Genomic DNA, 14,326 nt, shown 5'->3' on the forward strand with positions numbered 1-14,326 from the left:
CTAGGACCCCAAGCTATTCACCTAGGTGCGCTGCGTATAGCAGCGGCCTAGTAGTTACATTTGAAAGCGAGAGGTCTTCCCGTTTTCGCTATGTCTGCCCCATTGTTCCTATCTCCTCTCCCAATCCGTATGAAGGGAATTATACTCGCTCCCCTGCTGCTACTAGTGGCAGCGGGCACTGCTATGGCCCAGCAGCAGCCGCAGTTCACGCACTACGGCTTCAATGGCATGTACCTTAATCCGGCTTACGCTGGCATAAAAGGCCAAACCGAAGTTACTGTACTTGGTCGCTACCAGTATTTTAACCTCGGCAATACCCAAGGAGACGATAATGGTTCGCCGCGTACGGGCATGGCCTCCTTCTCCGTGCCTATTCTACCCCTAAGTGGGGGAGTAGGCCTAGTGGTGTACTATGACCAAGCTGGTCCCGTAAAAACGACAAACGGAGCGCTGTCTTACTCGCAGCATATTAAGCTCGGCCGTGGTCAGCTCGGCATCGGCATCCAGGGTACGTATACATACATAGGCAATGGTACCTACCGGGCTATTGACCCTAACGATATCAATGTGCCTGCTCAGGGGGCCTCAGACCGCAAGTTTGATGCAGGCGCAGGCATCTGGTATGAGAGCCCGAAGTTCTACGCAGGACTTAGTGCCAACAATTTATTCCGTTCTCAGTATACGTTTGCCAGTACTGGTGTGCGGGGCACCGCTAGCCAGTATTTAGGAGAGAACCATGCCTACTTCACAGCGGGCTACAATATTGAAGCATCCTCTTCCGTTGTCGTGACGCCGACCATCCTTGCTAAAGCGGTATTGCCTGGTAGCTACGGCACTAAAAGTAAATATGATAACCAGCACAACTATTCGTTCGAAACGGGAGTACGAGCTACTCTTGATGACCGATTCTGGGCTGGTTTGAACTATCGGTATGATGAATCCATTGCCGGACTGGTAGGTGCCAGCTTCGGCGCCGACAATCGGTTTCGAATTGGTTACGCATTCGACTTCGTTGCTTTTCACCAAGACGCCCTCGCATTGAGCTCGCACGAAATCATGCTTGCGCTACGTATGCCTAAGGTTGGTTTAATTACGCGTCCTGCGATTCGAACCCCTCGCTACAGCTTTTAGTCCTATTTTGAACTAAGGGTTGGAAAAAGATAAAATCTTTGTAAAGAAATATTTTTCTCTCAAAAATAGCTTTTTTTAGCTAATTAGAGCGTTTTTCTTGTTTTTAGGAACAAATATCCACACTCGCGTGTCCGGCCGATATTGCAGGTCGACTTGAAATAGTGTAGATTTGCCAGACGATAGAATACGCCCTGCTAACACCTGGATATACAATTAGTCTTTTCTTTATTATGAAAAAGTTTCTGGCACTACCCCTCCTGGCCCTTTCTGGGTTATTCATGGGTGGGTGTTTTACAAAAAACTATCAGGGTGACTTGGTAGGCGCGGAGGACCGACCGATTTTTAATCCTCAAGATGTTCCGTTTGGTATGGTTCCTTGCCCAGGGGGGACGTTCCACATGGGCCAGACCGACCAAGACATTTCGGCTTCTATGGTGAACATGAATAAGCAGGTGACTATCGCTGGCTTTTACATGGATGAAACCGAAATCACGAATAATGAATACCGTCAGTTCGTGGGTGCTATTATGCAGGACTCGGTAGAAGCCCTAGGGGAAGACTATATTAAGACTGAGCTGTATCCGGATACTACTGTATGGGTGCGTGACTTTACTTATCATATGGGTGACCCGTTGTTGGAGTACTACTATTCGCACCCTGCATTCGACGATTACCCGGTGGTAGGTGTTGACTGGTTTGCAGCTAAGTATTTCTGTAACTGGCGCTCGAAGTATAAGAATGCCACTAACGAAGAGCGTGGTGAGGCCCCGCTGCCAAACTTCCGCCTACCTTCAGAGGCTGAGTGGGAATACGCCGCTCGCGGTGGTCGTGAAGGGGCTACGTTCCCTTGGGGTGGCCCTTACGTGCGCAACACACGCGGCTGCATGCTAGCTAACTTCAAGCCGGGCCGCGGTGATTATGCTTCGGATGGCTTTGCTTATACCTCCGAGGTTGGGTCTTATTTCCCCAATGACTTTGGCCTCTATGATATGGCCGGCAATGTGTCAGAATGGTGCGATGACGCTTATATGGAAGCTTCCGTGCCGGTAGTTTGGGACTTGAACCCCACCAACCCCGACGATAACGAGCCCCGCAAAGTAGTGCGTGGTGGTTCGTGGAAAGACATTCAGTACTTCCTCGAAACGGGCACCCGCAACTTCGAATACCAGGATTCTTCGCGCTCTTACATTGGTTTCCGTTGCTCCATGATTCAAATTGGCATGGGCACCAATGGTAGCTTGAATCGCTAATTCACCAACCTAGTATCACCACACCATTTCATTTATTTTTTTAAGTTTCTACAATCACAATGGCAGCTAAAGGTAATTTTTTCTTCGATAAAGTAATGCCGATGGTCTACGGCATCGGAGCCGCGGTAGTAATCGTTGGGGCACTATTCAAAATTCGTCACTTACCCGGTGCCGACCTTATGCTTACGGTTGGTCTGCTGACCGAAGCCGCTATCTTCTTCTTAAGCTCGTTCCAGCCTCACGCCAAGGAAACTGATTGGTCGCTGGTATATCCTGAATTGAGCGAGGGCTATGACCCCAGCAGCAATGACAACCGTTTCCGCGATGCTAAGACGCCCGCTCCGAACGGTCTGACCGGTAAGCTGGACGATATGTTGAAAAACGCTAACGTTACGCCCGAAGCACTCACTAACCTCGGTCAAGGCCTAAACCGCCTCAGCGCTACTACGGCTCAGCTGGGCCAGCTAGGCGAGGCTACTAACGTAACCGAGGAGTACACCCAGAAGGTACGTACCGCTGCTCAGTCGCTCGAGCGTATCAACGAAGCTTACTCTAACACGGTAGAGGCTGTATCGGCTATGTCGAACGCCACTGGCGATGCCAAAGAATACCACCTGCAAGTGCAGAACGTAACCAAGAACTTGGGTGCTCTAAATGCGGTGTACGAAATGGAACTGCAAGATGCCAATACGCATTTGAAGTCCATGAACCAGTTCTATGGTACCCTAGGCAAAGCCATGGAAAATATGGTACAGGCCGGCAAAGACACCGAAAGCCTGCAGCATCAGGTAGCAGACCTGACCGGCAACCTGTCGTCGCTCAACCGTGTGTACGGCAACATGCTGAACGCTATGCGTGCCGGCGCAATCAGCTAACTATTAAGAGTGCCTATCTCAATTAATTATCACTATAGCGAGAATATCTGATGGCATCAGCTAATGAAACGCCGCGGCAGAAGATGATTGGCATGATGTATCTCGTGCTAACGGCTCTTCTGGCGCTCAACGTTAACTCCGCGATTCTACAAAAATTTAAGCTCATTGACGACAGCTTGGTTGACGTCAACGCTAAAACTGACAAAGCTGCCGATGGCACTGTAAAAGGTATTCAGGAGGCGGTAGCTAAAAACCGCAACCAGTCTGCCGACCAGCAGGTGCTAAAGCAAAGCGAGGAGATTCGCGAAAAGACCAAGGAAATGGTCGCTTATATCGACCAGGTACGCGAAAAGCTGATTGCTGCTACTGAAAACTCTAAGGCTGGCGAATTCCACAACATGGAAGCCACCGACAAAGTAGCTATCACGATGCTTGGCGGTGCTAAAAATGGTTTGGCTTACCCTTTGAAAGACAAGCTCAATGGCTACGCTGACTATATTAAGCAGTACGTACCTGATGCTGCTCCACTAGCTCTTGACGCTAAGGTTGACCCCAAGGTGACGGACAAAGAGCAGAAGGGCAAGAACTTCGCTGAGTTTAACTTCGAGAATACGCCGGTGGTTGCCGCGCTGGCCGTTCTGAGCCAGAAGGAAACCGAAGTACTGAAATACCAAGCCGACGCATTGCAAAAGCAGGCTGAGAAGGTAGGCGCCAAGACTATTGTATTTGATAAGCTAGGTGCTTTCGCCTCGGCCGAATCGAACACGGTGGCTGCTGGTACCAAATACAAAGCCGAGCTGTTCTTGACCGCTGCTGCTAGCGGCCTCAAGCAGAATATGACTTACAACGGTAGCCCGCTGTCCGTTGACCCCAAGACCAACCACGGCAAAATTGAATTTACGGCTCGTCCTGGCAACTTCGACGCTGCTGGTAATGCCAAAGCTTCGTGGACTGGTTCTATCCGCATCAACCAGAACGGCCGCGACACTACTTTCCGCGTAACGGTACCTTACACCGTGACTAAGCCGGTAATGCAAATTCAATCGGCTTCGGTACAGGCGCTGTACTACAAGTGCGGCAATAAGCTGAGCGTGCAGGTGCCGGCCCTAGGTGCCCAGTACCAGCCTAGCTTCTCGGCTTCGGGTGCTTCGGTAATCACGGGCCAGAAAGGTGAGGTAACACTGGTGCCCAACGCTCGTGAGGTGACCCTGAACGTAAGCAGCGGTGGCAACGCTATCGGCTCGCAGGAATTCAAAGTTCGCCCAATTCCGAACCCAACCATCGATTGCTATGTTGGTGGCCAAAAGGCTAATGAGAAGCAGGGTACGCCCGGTACGGCCATCCGCACTATCACGCTGCGCGCTGTCCCTGACCCTGGCTTTGCTACCTTCCTACCCGAAGATGCTCGCTACCGTGTATCGCGCTTTACCGCAGTACTTGCTCGTGGCAAGCGCCCTGTTATTGGTCCAAAAACCATTAATGGTGCCCAAGGCGATATGAGCGATATGGTAAACGCTTACAAAGAAGGTGACCGCCTCTACATTGAAGTACTAGGTGTGCAGCGTAACAACTTCCAAGGCCAAGTGGAAGATGTGAATATGCCTACTCGTGTGTTCAACATTCCGTTGCAATAAGATTTTAATTATCTTCTCTATTATGACCCGCTATTTTAAAATTCTTCCTTTCACGCTCGCAGCGCTGACAACCGCAGTAGCGGCTCACGCGCAGGAGCAGGCGGCTGCTACGGCTACAACCGGTGCCGTTCGGGCCATCCCGGTTTCCGACCAAATGTTCCGCAAGACTATCTGGCGGGCCATTGACCTGCGCGAGAAGCAAAACCTGCCGATGTATTCGGATGGGAGGGAAATTGGCCGAGTCATTATAGATGCAGTAAAGCGTGGTGAACTGCAGGCATATAAAAACGACTCGGTTACTTCGACTCTCACTGCTAAAGAGATGTCGGATAACATGTCGTATGCTATTGAAGCACCAATCAGCGCTGATGGCGACGATTGGGGCGCTAGCGCACCTCCTGCTAAGAGCACGAAAAAAGCTGCGGCTGCAGACGATGGTTGGGGCGCACCAGTAGCTTCGCCAAAGAAGCCCGCTACTAAGCGAGTAGCGGTACTGGATAGCAAAGGCAAACCAGTTAAGAAAAACGGTAAGATTGTGTACCGCACGGTACCTGTCTCATCGGTAGCTGTTGCCCCGCCGCCGCCTAAAACGACTGAAGAGTATCGTCCAAAAGACCTCTACCAAATGGAGCTGTCGGAGGAAATGATATTCGACAAGAAGCGCTCGCGGATGTATCACCAGATTAAAACTATCTCGCTGAAGCTGCCTTCGACACTGTCTACCAATACTTCGGGCCTAGAGAAGAACGTAGCAACGTTCAAATATGCCGACTTGGTAAAGGTGTTCCGCAACAATCCGCAGACGGCCATCTGGTTTAATGCGCAGAATGATGCCCAGCACAAGAACCTGGCCGATGCATTCGAACTGTGGTTGTTCAACTCATACATCACCAAGGTTTCGAACCCTGCTGGTGATGACCTCGCCAGTCAGTATGGTGGGGAGCGTCAAGGGCTGTTGGCTTCGCAGCAGATTGCCGCTGACCTAGTAGAGTACGAATACAACCTGTGGTCTTTCTAAACCGCAGATTCAAACGGATTTGTCGGATATAACGGATTGCCTGTCTTCTATTAGCTGAATAGGTAATTCGTAAAAAACAAAAGAGCCCTGGCCTATAGGCCAGGGCTCTTTTGTTTTTTCATAGGTTTACGTCAATTAAGATGTCGGCGATTCTTGTTGGTCGAAATAATTGAGCAGAATTTTAGCTTTGGCTTTGCCCACTTCGGCTATTAACTGAAGCTCGGTTAGCTCTTTTATCTTTTTGACCGATTTAAATTTTGTGAGCAGTTTATCCGCTGTGACAGGCCCTAGGCCCTTTACTTCGGTTAGTTCGGTCTTTAGCGTGGCGTCGTCGCGGGTCTTGCGGTGGAAGGTGATGCCGAAGCGGTGAACCTCATCGCGCATGCGCTGGAACAGGCGCAGACTCTCACTCTTCTTATCGATATAGAGCGGCAGGGGGTCGTTGGGTACGTAGATTTCTTCGAGGCGCTTAGCGATACCGATGACCGGGATTTGCCCCCATAGATTGAGGTCTTTTAGGGCCTTTACAGCCATGCTGAGCTGGCCTTTGCCGCCGTCTACAATGACGAGCTGTGGCAGGCTGGCCCCTTCATCGACTAAGCGACGATAGCGGCGCGTGATGACCTCATACATGGTGTCGAAGTCATTGGGCCCCACTACCGTCTTAACATGGTAGTGGCGGTAGTCCTTTTTGCTAGGGCGCGCGTTGCGGAAGCACACCATTGCCGACACTGGGTTGTCGCCCTGGAAGTTGGAGTTGTCGAAGCACTCAATATGCTTAGGTAGCTCTTTCAGGCGCAGGTCTTTCTTAATCTGCTCCATGATGCGTACCTCGTTGACGTCCTTGCTCTTCTCGTTCATGCTCTCCTTTTCCTTGCGGAGGTAGAGCACGTTTTTAATGCTGAGCTCTAAGAGCTTGCGCTTGTCCCCAATTTGGGGTTGGGTAACGGCTACGCCGGGCAGGGGCAAGTCGCCCACGGGCACGTTTGTCAAAATCTCTCTGGCCTCGCTCTCGTACTCCTGGCGCAGCTGCATGATGAGAGGCGCCAGAATTTCACCGTCTGATTCGTCAAGCTTCTTCGTCAGCTCTAGGTTCTGGGTAAGAATGATGTTACCATTCATCACCTTGAAATAGTTGACGAAAGCAGCCTTTTCGTTAGAGGCAATACTGAACACATCAATGTTGGTCAGCGAAGCATTTACAATGGTGCTCTTAGCCTGAAACTCGTCGAGCTTGTCTAGCTTCTGCTTGAACTGGTGCGCCAGCTCATACTGCATTTCTTGGGCCGCGGCCGTCATCTTCTCGCGGAAGTACTGCTTGGGCAAGCGCAGGTCGCCGTTAAGAATCTGACGGATTTGCTGGATGTACTGGTTATATGTGGCCTCGTCTTCTTTGTTCTCACACGGACCCTTACAGTTGCCGATATGATACTCTAGGCACACTTTAAACTTACCAGCCTCGATATTCTCGGGGCTTAGGTTATACGTGCAGGTCCGTAGCGGGTACAGCGCCCTGATAAGCTCCAGCAGGACGTTGAGCGAGCCTTGGTGCGCATAGGGGCCAAAATACTGCCCATCGCCAGGCTGTTTGTTGCGCGTTGGAATGAGGCGCGGAAACCGCTCCTTAGTCAGCAGCAGGTACGGATACGTCTTGCCATCCTTAAGCAGAATATTGTATTTCGGCTGGTGCTGCTTGATGAGGTTGTTCTCTAGCAAGAAAGCGTCCGACTCCGAGTTCACGATGGTGAATTCGATGCGCTTGATGTTCTTGACCAGCTGCTGGGTTTTCTTGTTGTGGTCTTGCTTGGTGAAGTAGCTGCTCACGCGCTTGCGCAGGTCTACAGCTTTGCCCACATAAATGATGCCTTCGTCGTCGAAGTACCGGTACACACCTGGCTGGTGAGGCAGGCGGTTTATTTGCTCTTGTAGCTCGGGTTTGGCTGCCATGACCGCAGATTCAAACGGATTTGTCGGATGGAACGGATGCGCCCGGCTACGCCGGGCTGACTCTGGTACGGATGAAACGAATATGCCGCTGGCGCGGCTGCTTTTAGGTACCTAGGGCGAAGAATTAGCAAGTGTTCTGCTAGGTACTGCTATGTAATAGCTTACCATTTAGCACCTAGGTTGCTCTTTGAAAGGGCCAGCTATCAGAACGCAAAACGGCCGGCAAAAGTAGCCGGCCGTTGCTTATTATAATACTTACCTTTCTGTCGGACCTGGCTACCGAAGTCAGCCCGCCGCAGGCGGGCGTATCCGTTTCATCCGACAAATCCGTTTGAATCTGTAGTCTAAATGTCTTCCTTGTTCAAGTCGATGGTTGTGGGCTGAGCCATCTTTTGGTCGGCCGGAATGGTATCGCGCTGGGCACCGTAATACTTCGAGCAGTCGAGCTCGATTTTGAGGTCCCTAGGTGCCGGGAATGGGCCGGTATTGATATCGATGCTCTTATTGGCGTACACCTTTTTCATAAAGATGCCGTAGAGCGGCAGCGCCAGGCGGGCCCCCTGCCCATAGTAGCCCGAGCGGAAGTGGATGCTGCGGTCTTCGCCGCCCACCCACATGCCGCAAACCAGGTCGGGCGTGATGCCCATAAACCAGGCATCGGAGTAGTTGGAAGTCGTCCCGGTCTTGGCCCCAATGTTGGTGTTGAACTTGAAGCCCGTGTGCAAGATGGTGCTGGTACCGCCTCGCTCGGTGGTGCTGGCTTCCAGCATGTTGGTCATCACGTAGGCGGTTTCTTCGGTCAGCACGTTGCGGGTGCGCGGAATAAACTCGCGCAGCATATTACCATTCTTATCGTCGATGCGGGTCACCATGATGGGCGAGGTCCAAACACCCTTGTTTACGAAGGTGCCATAGACGCCACACAGCTCAAAAATGCTGCAATCGGAAGCACCGAAGCCCACGGCCGGCACTGGGTCAACGGGTGACGTAATACCTAGGAGCTTAGCGTAGTCAGCCACCCGCTGGGGCGTGAGCTCCGATACCAGCCACGCCGTGATGGAGTTCATGGAGCGGGCCAGCGCCTGCCGCAAGGTGAAGGTGCGCCCTGAGAAGCCACCCTCGAAATTCTTGGGGGTATAGGGTGGCCGGCCCGCCACACCGGGGAACGTAGTAGCTACGTCGGGCCGTGGGAAGCACGGTGAATATCCTTCGGCAATGGCCGCCGTGTACACGATGGGCTTGAAGGTAGAGCCCGGCTGGCGCTTGCCCTGGCGCACGTGGTCAAACTTAAAGAATTTGTAGTTGGGGCCGCCGACCCAGGCCTTTACTTGGCCATTGAGCGGGTTCACGGCCATGAAGCCGGCCCGCAGGTAGCGCTTGTAATAGTCGAGCGAATCCATGGGCGACAGCAGCATTTCCTTCTCGCCCTGCCACGTAAACACCGGCATGCGGTACTTGCGGCGCAGGTAGTAGTTTACCGAGTCCTTATTGCCCTCATAGCGCGCCATCAGCGACTTATAGCGCTGGGTGCGGCGCATCGAAGTGGCCAAGAAGTTCGGAATAACCCGGCCGTTCTCATCGCGCCAGGGCTGCTGGCCTTTCCATTGCGCCGAAAACCACTTTTGCTGCAACGCTAGGTGCTCAGCCACCGCCTGCTCGGCATAGGCCTGCATGCGCGAGTCGAGGGTTGTATAAATTTTGAGGCCATCGGCGTACAAATCGTGGTCGGTTTCCTTGGCCCAGGTTTGCAGGTATTTGGCCACCTCGGTGCGGAAGTAGGGCGCCAGGCCCTGAGTAGGGCTTTCTACACTGTAGTGCAGTACAATGGCTTTGGCTGTATCCTTAGCCAATTCGGCGGCCGAGAGGTAACCGTATCTGTTCATCTGATGCAGCACCCAATTGCGGCGGCGCTTTGAGCGGGCTGGGTGCAGCGCTGGGCTAAAGCGCGAGGGCGCATTCACGATGCCCACCAGCGTGGCCGCTTCGGGCGTCGTCAGGTCTTTCGGCTTTTTGTTGAAGAAAGTCTTGGCTGCCGTATTGATACCAAACGCATTAGAGCCGTAGTCTACAGTGTTGAGGTACATGCGCAGGATTTCGCGCTTGGTATAGTTGCGCTCTAGCCGGATGGCAAGTAGCCACTCTTTCGTTTTCGTAATAAGCAGGCCGAGCTTGCCTTCGCCGTTGAGGGTACCGTCATTGAGATTGCTCGCTTCGCCGGGGCGGGTCTTGAACAGCACTTTGGCCACCTGCTGCGATAGGGTAGAGCCGCCACCGCTACGCCCTAGGCCCGCCACCGCGCGCATAATGCTCTTGAAGTCGATGCCCGAGTGCTGCTCAAAGCGCACGTCTTCGGTTGCCACTAGGGCATCTATCAGGTTCTGGGGCAGGTCCTGGTAGTCGGCTGGCGTGCGGTTTTCGCGGAAATACTTACCTAGGAGCACACCATCGGCCGAGTATACCTCGGAGGCTAATTCACTTTTGGGGTTTTCGAGGGTGCGCAAATTGGGCATGCGCCCAAACAAGCCCATGAAGTTGTAGTTCACAGCGCCCACGTACAGTACCAGCCCTACCAAGCCACCTACAAACAGCACCCACAAAGTGCGAACGAAGGCATGGAAGCGCCCGGGCCGGGCCGGCGCAGGCTGGCGGGACCTAGGGCGCGCTGTAGAGCGAGCTGGTGAAGAAGGAGAAGTAGGCATTTTGAAAAGATAGGAAAGTAGACCCAGCGAGGAAGGGGAAGGTAGGTGCGCCAACTACGGGCTATTCTTCGCTGAGGCTTTATTCCTGATTTGGCTATTGGTAAACCTTTTGATAAAACTGCTGGTAGCCGGCCACGTCGCCCGCCTCTTGCAGCAAGGTCAGGTTGGCTAGGCTAATGACGAGGGTCTGATAGCCCTGCCCGCGCAGGCGCGCCAGCGGCGACTGTGGCCCGCGCAGCTTGGTAGCGTAGCTCTGGGCCACTTTGGCCCCCGGCAAAGTCCGTACCACCACTACCTCTTGGTCGGCACCTAGGGGATGCGCCGCCGACACCACCAGGTTGTTGGCCCGGAAGAACCGGCCGTTATACGCCGTAAGCTGTGCCACGAGGTCAATCGTTGGAGCGGCACCTTTGGGGTAAACTAATGCTACAGCGTGGGCCGCGCTCAGCTGGGTGGTATAAGCCACTGCTGGTGCTGCTGGCGCCGGGGCTGGTACTATCGGCGTTGGGGCGGGGGCGGTTGCCGCGGGGGCTGGCGTGCTGGCGGGCACAGTAGCAGCCGGCGCCGGGGTTGCGGGGGCACTGGTAGTAGGTGGGGTAGCGCTTGGCACGGTAGTGCTAGCCGTGTCTTTAGCAACAGGAGCTGGTGTGCGCTTGCTTGGCGCCACGCGCGGGCGACGAGCAGCCGCTCGCTTGATAGGGGAGATGGCCGCTGAAGTGGTTGCTGGCGATGGGCTCGGCGCAGGGGTAGTGCTAGGCGCAGGTGCCGGAGATGTAGGCGGCGTGGTGGCTGCCGGGGCATCCATAGCGGGCGGCAAGTCTTCCTCTTCGATGCGCAGGCGATTGTTGACCTCGCCCGGCCGGAAAATAGAAACTACTGGCTTGTCGGTCGAGGCCAGGGCGCCCGCCAACTGCCCTTCGGCGGCTTTCTTATAAGAATCAGCCAAGGCCTTGGCTAGCGGCACCAGCGGGCTGCTAGGATAGTCGACATAGAACTGCTCAACCGCCGCGCGGGCTGTGAGAGGCGGCTGCGTCCGGATGGCCAACAGCGTGCGCAGGTAGGCCATGCGGTCGTTGAGGTCGCTCTTGGGGTATTGGCGCTCGGTGCGCGTCAGCAGCGCTTTGGCCTTAGTAAAGTTCTGCTCCTTGTAAAGCGTAAAAGCCGAGTCGAGCCGGGCCGCCACGGCATTATGCAAGGCCAGCTCGTGCTCGCGGTAGCGCGGGTCGGCAATGAGCTTGGCGTAGGTCGAGCTAGGGAACTCGCGCTGGAGCGCGCTGGCGTACTGGGCGGTTTTCTCGGCGTCGGGTAGGCCTTTATAGTAGAGGTAAAGCAGGTAATACGCTTCGGGAGCATTGGCGCCGTGGGGGTAGCGGGCTACTTGCTTGGTGTAGGTTTCATAGCCGCGCATAGGCTCCTTCAGCAGCTCTTTGTAGATGCCGCCTAGCTCATACATAGCCGCCTCAGTCTGGATATTTGAGGCCTCCAGCTTGTCGGGCGTGCTGGGCAGGGCGGCGCGGTACTGCGCCACCAAGCCTTGCTGCTCGGCGGCAGGGTCGGGGGTAGCAGGCGCGCCCGTAGCCGTGCCAGCGGGCCCTAGGTTGCCATTTACGCGGGTTTGGGTATTGCCCGTGATGCTGGGTGGCACGCCACCATTTTGCGGCGTATTGGGCGAGTTGCTAGGTTGGTTTACAGTACGCCAGTTGTCGCGCAGGCCGCGGTCGCCCCACTTCCGAATAAAGTCGGCCCGTGCCGTGCTCAGCGAAGTAGGGTTATCAAAATACCAGAGGGCGCCCGCCGCTACGGCGTTGTTGGGGTCGTAGGTGTTAGGGTTACTGATATCGCGCTGGTTGCCGCTGAGGGCGCTCGGCACGCCGGGCATGCCCTGGGCCTGGGCTTGCTGGGCCCGCTGCTGCGCCTTTTGTAAGGCCAGTGCTTTTTCGGCGGCCACGCGCTTGGCTTCGAGCTCAGCGGCGGCATACTTGGCCAGGCGCTGCTCTAGCTCGGCGGCGGGCAGGCGAACCAGGGCTTGCAGGCTGTCCTGCGTTTCGATGATGGTGTACTGCTTAGCAAACTCCTTCAGAATGCCCGCCCGCTCCTCAATAGAGGCATAGGTGGGGTTGTCCTTCGGCATAGCTTGCGTAGTGCTGTCGTAGTACGCCGCCGCCAGCCGGTATTTCTGCAGGTTTTCGTAGTAGATGCGGCCCGCCAGTAGGTAGGTATAGCCTTGCTGCGACTTGTTGGTGGTAGTGGCCTTGGCCGAGGTGCGTAGCAGCCCTAGGGCATCGGCGTAGCGCTTCTGTCGATAGGCCAACCGGGCCATCTCGTAATAAATTTTGTCGCGATATTCCTTGTTCTTTGGGTCTTTTAAGAGGCCTGCAAAGTACTTGTCGAGCCGCGCCGTGTTTTGGTTGTTGAGCTCCGATACCTGGCCCAGCATCAGCTTGGCGAAGAAGTCGAGTTCGTAAGGCGGATTGCGCTTGAGAATTTCGTTGAGCTGCGCGGTAGCTTCTTTGTCCTGGCCCTGTTCCTGGTAGAGCTGCGCCAGGATGTAGCGGGTACGCGAACGCTCGTTTTTGGCCGGTATTAGCGGTACGGCGCGCTCTAGCTGCTCAATAGCTGCCTTAGGCTCCTGCCGCTGCAAAAAGTATTCGGCGCGGGTCAAGAATAGCTCGCGGGCATCTTTGCGTAAGCCTATTTCACGGTCGAGTAGGTCCGATACGGCTTTGGCATTGTCTAGCTGCTTCGTTACCAAGAAGCTGCGCATCAATCCAATTAGGGCCTCTTGTTTGGCAAACGGGTCCTTGCTGGTGCTGTTTACATACTTAAACGTCAGTACTGCGTCGTCGAACTCCATTTTGTAGAAGCGCGACCAGCCTACCAGCAGGTAGGCGTCGTCGGTCCAGTCGGAGCCCGGCCGGTGCTGAATGGGCAGCGAAGCCTTCTTGATAATATCATTGAGGTCGGCCCGCGTGGCGCGCACTGTGGTGCTATCCAGCGTTGGGAAAAGCGGCAGCACGCGGTTGTAGTCGTTCACCCGGCCTTTGTAGAGCGTGGCCTCGGTGGCCCACAGCTTTTCGCGGGCCAGAAAAAAGCCGTTGTCGCGGGCCGCTACGTTGTTGAGGGTGTGGCTTACCAGCGACTTGTCGGAGGCGCAGCCACCTAGGGCCAGGCCCACCAGCACCGCCAGCCAGCACCACGAAAGTCGGGAAAGGGAAACGAGTCGAGTCAAAGCCACGAAAAAGCCAGGGAAGGATACGGAGGGCACAACGCTATGCCAGGGCCAGCCGGTTCGGCTGCCACCAGGCACAACGCCCGCTAACTCGTAAAATTACGCCTTGCTCCGCCGAAACTCGCCAGCGACACCCGCGTAGCTTACTTACCCACTCTCCTGCTTACTGCCATGGCTACCAACCCGCTGCCGCCCCGCGATACCGACCCCACGCCCTCTACCGACCGCTTGCGCTCGTTTGCTAAGTACTCGGGCATTGCGTTTCAAATGCTGGCTACTATCGGTCTTAGCGCGTGGGCTGGCACTTGGCTCGACCGCCATTTTCAAACCAAGAGTCCCTGGTGGACTATAGGCCTGATGCTGTTTGGTGTGCTGGCGGCCCTCTACCAAGTTATCCGAGGGCTCACTAAGGGCGACTAGTGCTTGCTCGCCTGGCAACGACTACCGGATATAAAGTGAACAAGCTTCTCTAGAGCTTACCTAGGTGGTGCTTTAGTGGGTTGAGAAATAATTAGTTATAATACTAGGTGAGTAGAAGTCGCA

9 protein-coding genes are annotated in these 14,326 nt (G+C 54.7%); 6 read left to right on the plus strand and 3 right to left on the minus strand.

The features are described from left to right. Window positions 1-129: 129 nt before the first annotated feature. The 5 genes from JAO77_RS12195 to porN all read left to right on the plus strand — a co-directional run bounded on the left by JAO77_RS12195 (window position 130) and on the right by porN (window position 5,908). The gene (locus JAO77_RS12195; RefSeq protein ID WP_198990653.1) at window positions 130-1,131 is read left to right on the plus strand and encodes a PorP/SprF family type IX secretion system membrane protein; all 1,002 of its coding nucleotides are present in this window, start codon (window positions 130-132) and stop codon (window positions 1,129-1,131) included. A 230-nt stretch (window positions 1,132-1,361) separates the two neighbouring features. After that, the gene (gene porK, locus JAO77_RS12200; protein ID WP_198990654.1) at window positions 1,362-2,381 is read left to right on the plus strand and encodes a T9SS ring complex lipoprotein PorK/GldK; all 1,020 of its coding nucleotides are present in this window, start codon (window positions 1,362-1,364) and stop codon (window positions 2,379-2,381) included. Between the two features lie 59 nt (window positions 2,382-2,440). Beyond that, complete coding sequence (porL, locus tag JAO77_RS12205) at window positions 2,441-3,256, plus strand: type IX secretion system motor protein PorL/GldL (RefSeq protein WP_144846176.1); 816 nt, start codon at window positions 2,441-2,443, stop codon at window positions 3,254-3,256. A gap of 50 nt (window positions 3,257-3,306) precedes the next feature. Beyond that, entirely contained in the window at window positions 3,307-4,890 is a 1,584-nt protein-coding gene (gene porM, locus JAO77_RS12210) for a type IX secretion system motor protein PorM/GldM (RefSeq protein WP_198990655.1), read from the plus strand. A gap of 22 nt (window positions 4,891-4,912) precedes the next feature. After that, entirely contained in the window at window positions 4,913-5,908 is a 996-nt protein-coding gene (gene porN, locus JAO77_RS12215; RefSeq protein WP_235998397.1) for a type IX secretion system ring subunit PorN/GldN, read from the plus strand. Between the two features lie 135 nt (window positions 5,909-6,043). On the opposite strand, the gene uvrC is transcribed toward porN, so the two are convergent. The 3 genes from uvrC to porW form a co-directional block, all read right to left on the minus strand. Continuing rightward, window positions 6,044-7,855: an excinuclease ABC subunit UvrC gene (gene uvrC, locus JAO77_RS12220; protein ID WP_198990656.1), complete on the minus strand. Its 1,812-nt coding sequence runs from the start codon at window positions 7,853-7,855 to the stop codon at window positions 6,044-6,046. 344 nt (window positions 7,856-8,199) lie between these two features. Further along, complete coding sequence (locus JAO77_RS12225) at window positions 8,200-10,554, minus strand: transglycosylase domain-containing protein (protein WP_198990657.1); 2,355 nt, start codon at window positions 10,552-10,554, stop codon at window positions 8,200-8,202. 94 nt (window positions 10,555-10,648) lie between these two features. Continuing rightward, entirely contained in the window at window positions 10,649-13,783 is a 3,135-nt protein-coding gene (gene porW / locus JAO77_RS12230; protein ID WP_198990658.1) for a type IX secretion system periplasmic lipoprotein PorW/SprE, read from the minus strand. 171 nt (window positions 13,784-13,954) lie between these two features. Between porW and JAO77_RS12235 the strand changes: the two genes are divergently transcribed. Then, window positions 13,955-14,203, plus strand: coding sequence for an AtpZ/AtpI family protein (locus JAO77_RS12235; protein ID WP_198990659.1), 249 nt, complete (start codon window positions 13,955-13,957; stop codon window positions 14,201-14,203). Window positions 14,204-14,326: the final 123 nt, after the last annotated feature.

Origin of the sequence: Hymenobacter sp. BT559 (assembly GCF_016427535.1) — a bacterium.
In the GTDB taxonomy this organism is placed as follows: Bacteria; Bacteroidota; Bacteroidia; order Cytophagales; family Hymenobacteraceae; genus Hymenobacter.

Coding starts and splice junctions, on each gene's coding strand:
- JAO77_RS12195 (WP_198990653.1), top strand. CDS start 130: ATGAAGGGAATTATACTCGCTCCCCTGCTGCTACTAGTGGCAGCGGGC.
- porK (WP_198990654.1), top strand. CDS start 1,362: ATGAAAAAGTTTCTGGCACTACCCCTCCTGGCCCTTTCTGGGTTATTC.
- porL (WP_144846176.1), top strand. CDS start 2,441: ATGGCAGCTAAAGGTAATTTTTTCTTCGATAAAGTAATGCCGATGGTC.
- porM (WP_198990655.1), top strand. CDS start 3,307: ATGGCATCAGCTAATGAAACGCCGCGGCAGAAGATGATTGGCATGATG.
- porN (WP_235998397.1), top strand. CDS start 4,913: ATGACCCGCTATTTTAAAATTCTTCCTTTCACGCTCGCAGCGCTGACA.
- uvrC (WP_198990656.1), bottom strand. CDS start 7,855: ATGGCAGCCAAACCCGAGCTACAAGAGCAAATAAACCGCCTGCCTCAC.
- JAO77_RS12225 (WP_198990657.1), bottom strand. CDS start 10,554: ATGCCTACTTCTCCTTCTTCACCAGCTCGCTCTACAGCGCGCCCTAGG.
- JAO77_RS12235 (WP_198990659.1), top strand. CDS start 13,955: ATGGCTACCAACCCGCTGCCGCCCCGCGATACCGACCCCACGCCCTCT.